The 8,920-nt window shown below is 40.9% G+C and carries 8 protein-coding genes (1 of these 8 running past the window's edge); all 8 read left to right on the top strand.

Annotated features, from left to right (window positions below; translation table 11 throughout):
- Positions 1-28 precede the first annotated feature (28 nt).
- Entirely contained in the window at positions 29-472 is a 444-nt protein-coding gene (locus QYZ87_05530; GenBank protein ID MDN4753992.1) for a PH domain-containing protein, read from the top strand.
- Positions 459-992, top strand: a complete 534-nt coding sequence (locus QYZ87_05535) for a cob(I)yrinic acid a,c-diamide adenosyltransferase (protein ID MDN4753993.1) — start codon at positions 459-461, stop codon at positions 990-992. The genes QYZ87_05530 and QYZ87_05535 overlap by 14 nt, the downstream gene beginning before the upstream one ends.
- 157 nt (positions 993-1,149) lie before the next feature.
- A complete protein-coding gene (locus QYZ87_05540; GenBank protein MDN4753994.1) occupies positions 1,150-2,766 on the top strand; it encodes a CTP synthase in 1,617 nt (538 codons plus the stop codon).
- Positions 2,767-2,809: 43 nt separating this feature from the next.
- Positions 2,810-4,711 carry a membrane protein insertase YidC gene (gene yidC, locus QYZ87_05545; protein MDN4753995.1) on the top strand — a complete coding sequence of 634 codons (1,902 nt, stop codon included), beginning with the start codon at positions 2,810-2,812 and terminating at the stop codon, positions 4,709-4,711.
- A gap of 364 nt (positions 4,712-5,075) precedes the next feature.
- The gene (locus QYZ87_05550; GenBank protein ID MDN4753996.1) at positions 5,076-5,747 is read left to right on the top strand and encodes a rhomboid family intramembrane serine protease; all 672 of its coding nucleotides are present in this window, start codon (positions 5,076-5,078) and stop codon (positions 5,745-5,747) included.
- A gap of 85 nt (positions 5,748-5,832) precedes the next feature.
- Positions 5,833-6,399 carry a rhomboid family intramembrane serine protease gene (locus QYZ87_05555; GenBank protein MDN4753997.1) on the top strand — a complete coding sequence of 189 codons (567 nt, stop codon included), beginning with the start codon at positions 5,833-5,835 and terminating at the stop codon, positions 6,397-6,399.
- A gap of 7 nt (positions 6,400-6,406) precedes the next feature.
- Positions 6,407-7,522, top strand: coding sequence for an endonuclease/exonuclease/phosphatase family protein (locus QYZ87_05560; protein ID MDN4753998.1), 1,116 nt, complete (start codon positions 6,407-6,409; stop codon positions 7,520-7,522).
- A 287-nt stretch (positions 7,523-7,809) separates the two neighbouring features.
- On the top strand, positions 7,810-8,920 hold the 5' portion of the coding sequence (locus QYZ87_05565; GenBank protein MDN4753999.1) for an aminoacyl-histidine dipeptidase. The gene runs 347 nt beyond the window's last position; the window shows 1,111 of its 1,458 coding nt (coding positions 1-1,111); its start codon is at positions 7,810-7,812; the stop codon falls past the right edge of the window.

The following is an 8,920-nucleotide window of genomic DNA, read 5'->3' on the forward strand; positions in this document are numbered from 1 at the left end:
TACGCTTTTTCTAATTATAAAAACGTGCATGATGAGGTATTATTACAAACTGAGTAAATCCATCTGGATTATTAGTCTTATCGTATCACTCGTACTAGTCATCGCTGCAAAAGCTGTATTCCAATTAGGAACAGTTTATGGATATGTGATTGGAACGCTACTCGCTTCAGTGCTTATTATTTCATTTGGACTCATGCCAATATATCTCGAGGAAGACGAAAGAAAGTACAAACTCAGACTCACCTTCTTCTCCATCAATCTGAATAAAGCAGATTACAGCACCATCCAAATATCCCCCGATGAGTTTGATCGCTCCATCCGAACCTTTGGCTCTGGTGGCTTATTTGGTTTTACAGGGATGTTTTACAGCAAACAGATGGGTCATTATCGAGCATTCATTGCCAACCCTAACAGACCTTTGCTATTACTCACCAAAGGAAATAAGAAAATAATCATCAATGCTCCAAACTGAGAAAAAAGGGATGTTGCAAGTCTATACAGGCAATGGCAAAGGCAAAACAACTGCTGCCTTTGGGCTAGCTCTTCGAGCTGCATCAGCTGGGATGAAGGTCTATATTGGCCAGTTCATCAAAGATATGCAGTACCACGAGGTACACTTGGAAAAGCTGTTTCCAGAAGGTCAGGTAGTCATCCGTCAGCTAGGCTGTGGATGCTATATCGATAGGGAACCAACACCTCAAGACTGCGAGATGGCCCAAAAGGGATTAAAGATTGTCAAAGAGATTATGATGAAGGGTGAATACGACCTAGTGATATTGGATGAGGCGACTATCGCAACTTCATTCAATCTTATCACTAAAGAAGAGCTACTTAAGGCCATACAGTCCAGGGCTGATCATGTAGAGGTGGTTGTCACAGGACGATATGCTCCAGAGGAACTGATCCAAGCAGCAGACCTCGTTACAGAGATGCGGGAGATCAAGCATTATTACCAGAAAGGAATCCTTTCCAGATCAGGCTTTGATCACTGAACAATCCAACAAATACTCAAAACAAGTCAAGACTAAGGACCTTTTTCTAAAAAGTCTAAACTAAAATGGCTATATTTGTGCCTTGTAAAAGGCATAGGGACTGTTGTGCTTTTTTTATTCTACAAAGAGCAAAAAATACCAAATATATTGTCTCATAATGAAACGAAATACTAGATACATCTTTGTCACAGGTGGGGTAGTCTCCTCCTTAGGGAAGGGGATAGTGGCAGCATCTCTGGGTAGGCTACTCCAGAGCCGTGGCTATAGTACTACAATACAGAAATTTGATCCATATATCAATGTGGACCCAGGCACTCTTAACCCCTACGAACATGGGGAGTGCTATGTAACAGAAGATGGTCATGAAGCAGACCTTGATCTAGGGCATTACGAAAGATTTCTGGATGTCCGAACCTCAAGAGCTAATAACGTCACTGCGGGTAGAATCTATCAAGACGTCATCCAGAGGGAGAGGCGTGGAGACTTCTTGGGTAAGACCGTCCAGGTAGTACCACACATCACTGATGAAATCAAGCGTAACGTCAAGCGTCTTGGCTCATCTGGGAAATATGACTTTGTGATCACTGAGATTGGTGGCACCGTTGGTGATATAGAATCCCTTCCATTCTTAGAGAGTGTCCGTCAGCTCAAGTGGGAGCTTGGCAACTGCTGCATGGTAGTACACCTGACATTTGTTCCTTTCCTAAAGGCTGCTGGCGAAGTCAAGACCAAGCCTACTCAACACTCCGTAAAACAATTACAAGAAGAAGGTATTCAGCCTGATATGCTAGTACTTCGTACAGAGCAACCTCTGGATGAGGAGATACTTGAAAAAGTAGCTCTTTTCTGTAACGTACCGGTTCAAGCAGTAATGCAGTCATACGATGTTCCTTCGATTTACGAAGTTCCATTAGTCCTACAGCAGCAAAAGATGGACGAGGTTCTTCTGAAGAAATTCGGATTGGAGCCAGGACCGACCCCTGAACTAAAGGAATGGAATCAATTCCTAGACATGATGAGAAGTGCAACGGAGAAGGTAACCATCGGCCTCGTTGGTAAGTATGTGGAGTTACAGGATGCATACAAGTCAATTGACGAATCCCTGCAGCAGGCCGCTATTTACAACCATCACAAGCTTAATCTCATACATATTCAGTCAGAGAAGCTAACGAGTGAGAATGTAGCTGAACAGCTCTCAGGACTTGATGGCGTTATTATAGCACCAGGATTTGGGACAAGAGGTGTTGATGGAAAATTATATGCTTTACGCTATTGCCGTGAACATAACCTCCCTACCCTTGGGATCTGCCTAGGTATGCAGTGTATGGTAATAGAGGGTGCGAGAAATGTCTTGGGTATCCCAGACGCCCATACAACTGAGGTAGAACCAAGCACTGATAACCCAGTCATTGACCTGATGGATAGCCAGAAAGCCGTCGTCAACCTTGGCGGAACTATGCGTCTAGGGGCATACGAATGTCATTTAGAGCCAGATAGCTTAGTAGCAAAAGCATATGGTAAAACAGACATCAGAGAACGTCACAGACACCGCTATGAGTTCAATGAGAAATATGAAGAGGCTTTCGAAAAAGCAGGTTACCGACTCACTGGGCATAATCCTGAAAGTGGACTGGTAGAGGTCATTGAACGCCCAGACCTCAAATGGTTTATTGGAGTACAATATCATCCAGAATATTCAAGTACTCTTTTACACCCTCATCCCCTCTTCCTTTCATTTGTGAAAGCAGCAATAGAGGAAAAGAACACAAAATAACATCGCATTTTCATCAAGAGGAATAAAGAATTTTAGATAAGTAATGGATAAAAATACGATTACAGGCTTTGTCTTAATGGGCATTGTATTGGTGGTCTTCACATGGCTTGGACGACCATCAGCAGAACAAATTGAGATGCAGCAAAGGATGAATGATTCCATCGCACTGGTGCATCAACAACAAAGAGAGATCGAAGAGGCAGCCAAAGCAAGAGTATCAAATCCGATTGTAGCTGATAGCACAGCATTAGATAATCTAAGCGTAGCAGAGCGTGACTCTATCTTAAATATCAAGAGAAGCCAGACTTATGGCGAGATGTCTAGGGCAACCATAGGAAAAGAAGAACTCTACACTCTTGAGAATGACTCTGTCGCTTACACGTTTAGCAACAAGGGAGGAATGCTAATAGGTAGCGAATTAAAACAATATCAGGACTATCTGGGCGAACCTATAAGACTCATCCGACCAGAGGAAGCATCTATCTCCTTTAACTTTATCACACGTACGAATAGAGTTATTAATACGAATGAGCTTTATTTCAAGGGGGAAAAGATGGGACCTAACCAACTGAAGCTGACCACGACTAGTAACTCTGGAGAAGAACTAGCCCTCATATACACTCTGAAAAATAGGTATATCCTCGACCTTCAGATCGTAAGTAATGGTTTTGATAAGGTATTAGCCTCTAATGCTCCATTTATTGATGGTTCTATATCCTTACCGATATACCAAAATGAGAAGAGCTTCAAGTCCGAACAGAGATACTCTGGCATGGCTTACGAGCATAGCGATGGCAGTGTAGATAAGCTAAGCACCGCTAAGAGTACATCCAAGGAGATGAGTGGGACAGTTAAGTGGGTGGCATTCAGAGATATGTTCTTCAGCACCTTTGTATATAGTCCTCAAGGGCTTAAGAGCCTTGAGGTGACTAGCGATGTATTAAAGGGTGGCGATAACTTACCACTTAAGGACCTAGAGGCAAAGTTTGTCATGGAAATCAGCCACGACAATAACGAACCCCTCAACCTACTCTTCTATACAGGACCTAATGACTATGCTCTACTTAAGCATATAGATAAGTCTCTAAAGCAGGATGATACTCATCTTACTAAAATAGTAGAGATGGGTGGATGGTTCCGCTTTATCAATATCTGGATAATCCAACCTGTCTTTAACTTCTTAGAGCGATTTATCAGTAATTACGGACTAATTATCTTCTTACTCACCCTTTTCATCAAGATGCTTCTGATGCCATTCACATATAAGAGTTATATGAGTCAGGCTAAGATGAGGGTACTTCGACCACAAATTGAGGTCATAAATGAGAAATATCCTGGGCAGGACAATATGATGAAGCGTCAGCAGGAGACAATGGCTCTTTATCAAAAAGCAGGTGTCAGCACCATGGGTGGTTGCTTACCGATGCTCCTTCAGATGCCTATCTTGGTAGCGATGTACCAATACTTCCCTACTAGTATTAACCTGAGGGGAGAAAGCTTCTTGTGGGCAGAAGACCTATCTACTTATGATGATGTGATTAGATTTGGAGTAGATATCCCATTTATTGGTGATCACATCAGCTTATTCTGTTTGCTCATGACTATCACTCAAGTGATTTACATGAACTATACAACTAAAAATAGTGGACAAGAACAGATGCCATTTATGAAATGGATGCCATATCTTATGGCGATCATGCTCTTCTCGTTCCTGAATCAGAATGCCTCAGGTCTTAGTTACTACTACCTGCTCTCAATGCTGATTACCATAGTCCAAACACAAGGATTCAAATGGGCAGTTAATGAGGAGAAAATCCTTGCTAAGCTAGAAGCAAATAAAAAGAAACCAAAGAAAAAATCTAAGTTTATGCAACGCCTCGAAGAAGCTCAGAAGCAGCAGGAAAAGATGCTAAAAGAGCAACGAAATAACAAGAAAGGCAGATAAAATAATAAGAGAGTAATAGATAGATAAGCGTGTCAAGTATTATTTTGTGCTTGACACGCTTATCTTATTATATAGTCACTGGTATTAGTCTCGTATAGGGTTATTTAAGTTTTTGTATTGATTATAACTTCTCACTTTTCAGAGAACATTCTCATATCCTACACTATTGAGTGTTAAATATCATATCTTAAAGTAAGTTACAGCCATTAAATGTGATTGACCTATAAGCCTTCTATCAAAGCCACTAACCTAGGCTTTAAGCCATATAATCCACTTTTGAGTCTATGAGGGTCAGACAAAAAAATGTATATTTGTGGATTGAAAGGATTTACCTTATAAACATCTAGAAATAGAATATATAACCATGAGAATAGGAGCAGAAAGTAGAATACCAACCGTTACACTTAATCTTTTGATCATTAACTTGATTGTGTGGGTCGCTCAAAGTATCCTTCCCCGAGTAGGAATAGACTTTACCAACCTCTTTGGGATGCACTACTTTGGAGCTAAGAGCTTTGGAGTGTGGCAGATGATTTCTTACATGTTCCTACATGCTCCAGGGCTAGGACATATCTTTAGTAATATGTTTGCTCTATTTATGTTTGGTCCAGTGCTAGAGCGAATCTGGGGGAGCAAAAGATTTCTTATCTTCTATCTAGTCACTGGGGTTGGTGCTGGTCTAGTCCAGCAGCTGGTCTGGTTCATATCTACCCCTCCAGAGGTGCTCATGTACTACTCCGATTTGCTCTTAACTATAGGAGCGAGTGGTGCCATCTTTGGTATTCTGTTGGCCTTCGGGATGATATTTCCAGATATCCCTTTGTTTATACTATTTGTACCCGTTCCGATTAAAGCAAAGTGGTTTGTTATTTTTTATGGGTTATTTGAGCTCTTTTCAGGAGTTGCCTCATTGGGAGGTAGCAACATAGCACACTTTGCCCACTTGGGTGGTATGCTCTTCGGGTTCCTTATGATCAAATATTGGCAAAAGAAAGATAAAAAGCAAAGCGTCAATGGGTGGCAGGATTTCTACTAAATCACTTTACAGCTGGTTACTTCCTTTGCTCATACTTTTTGCTTTTATATTCCAACAAATTTGGGGTGTTGAGCTCGAAACAAGTATGGAGCTTAGCAACAACCCAGAGACGATACTTTATCACCCATGGAGTCTATTCACATACTCCTTATTACACAGCTCCTACCTACACTTTGGGATCAATATGGGGTTAATGCTCCTCATTCTGTGGGGTGATAAATTATCGACCGAAGAAGTGTATGCCCTCTTCTCTATATCTGCTATTATTGGGGGAGCCATCTTTGTTATCCTACCAGGACCAGAAGCAAGTATTATCGGGGCATCAGCTGGAATCACAGCACTTATGGCAGCATCTATATACCGAATATTTATCCATAATAATTTATGGATAATCGCCCTCCCTGGTATAGTCCTTCTAGATTTGCTCACGCAAGGGCTTAGCTTTTCACTAGGATTCACCGTGCATTTATCGGGATACCTAATTGGGCTAATATATGCCTTGTATAGTAGCAAGCGATTCATAGATAAAAGAGATCAAAAAAAAGATGAGGAAGGCTATGTCGCTGAAATTATATCCAAAGCCAAGACATCAGGCTATCAATCCCTTAGTAATGAGGAGCAGGAAAAACTGATTACCTCAGTAGAAAAATAGAATTTATATGGAAGAGAAAATCGTCAAGAAACCGCTGCGACACACAGCAAAGTTTATAGGTGGGATCATCAATGGATTATTCATCTTAATATACATCCTGGCGATGCTCTCCCCCTATCTATCTCCTCGTGTCTCGCAAATACCAGCCTTTCTCAACTTAGGCTTTATCCTCATATTACCTCTTCTAGTCATCTTTTGGCTATACCATCTAATCTGCCGAAATTGGAGATATTTCTCAGTTTATAGTGCCATGACACTGCTCTCATTGGGTTACATACTCAATTACTTCCCCTTACACACGGGCAAGTCTCTTACAGCCAATCGCGACATAAGAATAATGACATACAATGTATGCGGACTAACCTATAAGGATCCTGACACAGGAGAGCGATTAGCTGCTCGGTTTATAACCGAAAAGGGTGCAGATATTGTGGCCCTCCAAGAAGCTTATTTAAATCAAAAAGGTATCTCCAATGAACAGGCACTCCAAAAAATATTTGGAAAGCAATATCCATATATTCACTCTGCTCACAGAAAAAGTCAAGCCCTATTATCTAAGTACAAAATTTTAGCCATTGAGGAGATTGAATATCCTACCATTGGAAATGGCTCACATGCATATATCTTACAGTTACCTAATCATAAAAAGATGCTTCTTGTGAATAACCATATGGAGTCTTATGTACTTAAGGAGAATGAACTTAATAGGTACAAAGAATATGTCAAAAATTTTCAAATCAAACAGATACCTAAGCAGATACTCGAGATAAAAAGACGACTAGGACCTAAACTTAATCAGCGTGCATATGCTGCAAAAATAGTCAATGAAGAGATGGAAAAGCTTTGTAACAAGTATGAGCCGGACTATGTGGTAGTATTGGGAGATTTGAATGATACCCCGATGAGCTACACCTATCAGCAAGTAAAGGCTGGGTATCGTGATGCTTTTTCAGAAACCGGATTTGGGATAAGTGCTTCATTTAATGAACCCTTTATGCCCTTCAGGATCGACCACCTCTTTTATGGAGGACCCCTCAAGGCTATTGGGAGTAGCATTCCGGTTAAGAAGAGTTACAGCGACCATAATCCGTTGATTGTGGATTTTGAATTCCAAGACAAATAACCTGGTCTCATCTATAAGACATCAGTAAAACGTTTCAAAACACTATCTAGATATCGTAGGACAAGAATAGGCACCTTACAGTGATTGTATAGGTACCTTCAAAACTTAATTAGACATAGAGCTTTTCTGCTGAAAAGAGGAGATTTCTCAGACTTCATTGAACAATTAATAAATGTAAATAGCAGTGGTTGTTAAATGAATAATTTGTATCTTGTAAATATGTAAATCGTGTGCGACACTGCTAACGCAAATAGCACCAATAACCAAAATTAAATTTCAGAAAACATATGTCTGCAGAAATTAAGAAACTAAAACCAGAAGCAATATGGAGCTTCTTTTATGACCTAACACAAATCCCACGCCCTACAGGACAGATGAAGGAAGTGGTTGAATATATCAAAGGAGTCGGAGTCCAACTCGGATTGGAAACAAAAGTTGATAAAACTGGCAACGTTCTAATTAGCAAGCCTGCATCAGAAGGGATGGAAGACCGCCCTGTAGTAGCACTTCAAGGTCACCTAGATATGGTACCTCAAAAAAATAGCCACGTCAATCATGACTTCACCAAAGATCCAATTGATGCTTGGATTGATGGCGACTGGGTTAAAGCTCGTGAGACAACCTTAGGAGCTGATAATGGTATAGGTTCAGCCATGGCTCTTGCTATACTTGCTGATAAGGACCTAAAACACGGACCTATTGAAGCACTATTCACAGTCGATGAAGAGGTCGGTATGGTTGGTGCATTTGGTTTAGAAGAAGGTTTCTGCCGAGCAGATTACATGCTTAACCTAGACTCCGAAGTAGTGGATGAACTATACATCGGTTGTGCAGGAGGGGTTGATATCAATGTATCTCTAGATTACAAAGACGAAGTTAAGCCCCAAGCAGGTGATGTAACAGCTCTGATCTCAATTAGTGGGCTTAAGGGTGGACACTCTGGTGTAGATATTCATTTAGGACGCGGAAATGCCAATAAGATGCTAGTCCGTGTACTCAAAAAAGCTTATGAACGCTTTGACCTCTCATTAGTAGAATTACAAGGAGGCTCACTACGTAATGCTATCCCACGTGAAGCAACAGCCAAGGTAATGGTTCCTAGCGAACAACTTGATGACCTCAAAAAGTTAATAGCTGAGTACGAAGTTCTATATAACTTCGAATATAAGAGCATCGAGAATAAGATTACACTGTCTATCGAGCAGGAGAATTCAACACCTAATACCATCGTTCCTCAAGACATTGCTGAAAGTACCATTCAGGCAATAGAAGCTTGCCAGAATGGTGTAATAACCTACCTATCTGAATTCCCAGGTACAGTAGAAGCTTCTTCTAACCTCGCCTTTATGCACTTAGGTAACGGATCATTAGAAGTGAAATTTCTAACCCGTAGCTCAA

The organism is Porphyromonadaceae bacterium W3.11 (assembly GCA_030434245.1).
Lineage (GTDB): Bacteria > Bacteroidota > Bacteroidia > Bacteroidales > Porphyromonadaceae > Porphyromonas_A.

What these genes read in the sequence shown, in the direction of transcription:
- QYZ87_05530 (MDN4753992.1), top strand. Translation starts at nt 29, where the DNA reads ATGATGAGGTATTATTACAAACTGAGTAAATCCATCTGGATTATTAGT.
- QYZ87_05540 (MDN4753994.1), top strand. Translation starts at nt 1,150, where the DNA reads ATGAAACGAAATACTAGATACATCTTTGTCACAGGTGGGGTAGTCTCC.
- QYZ87_05535 (MDN4753993.1), top strand. Translation starts at nt 459, where the DNA reads ATGCTCCAAACTGAGAAAAAAGGGATGTTGCAAGTCTATACAGGCAAT.
- QYZ87_05555 (MDN4753997.1), top strand. Translation starts at nt 5,833, where the DNA reads ATGGAGCTTAGCAACAACCCAGAGACGATACTTTATCACCCATGGAGT.
- QYZ87_05550 (MDN4753996.1), top strand. Translation starts at nt 5,076, where the DNA reads ATGAGAATAGGAGCAGAAAGTAGAATACCAACCGTTACACTTAATCTT.
- QYZ87_05560 (MDN4753998.1), top strand. Translation starts at nt 6,407, where the DNA reads ATGGAAGAGAAAATCGTCAAGAAACCGCTGCGACACACAGCAAAGTTT.
- yidC (MDN4753995.1), top strand. Translation starts at nt 2,810, where the DNA reads ATGGATAAAAATACGATTACAGGCTTTGTCTTAATGGGCATTGTATTG.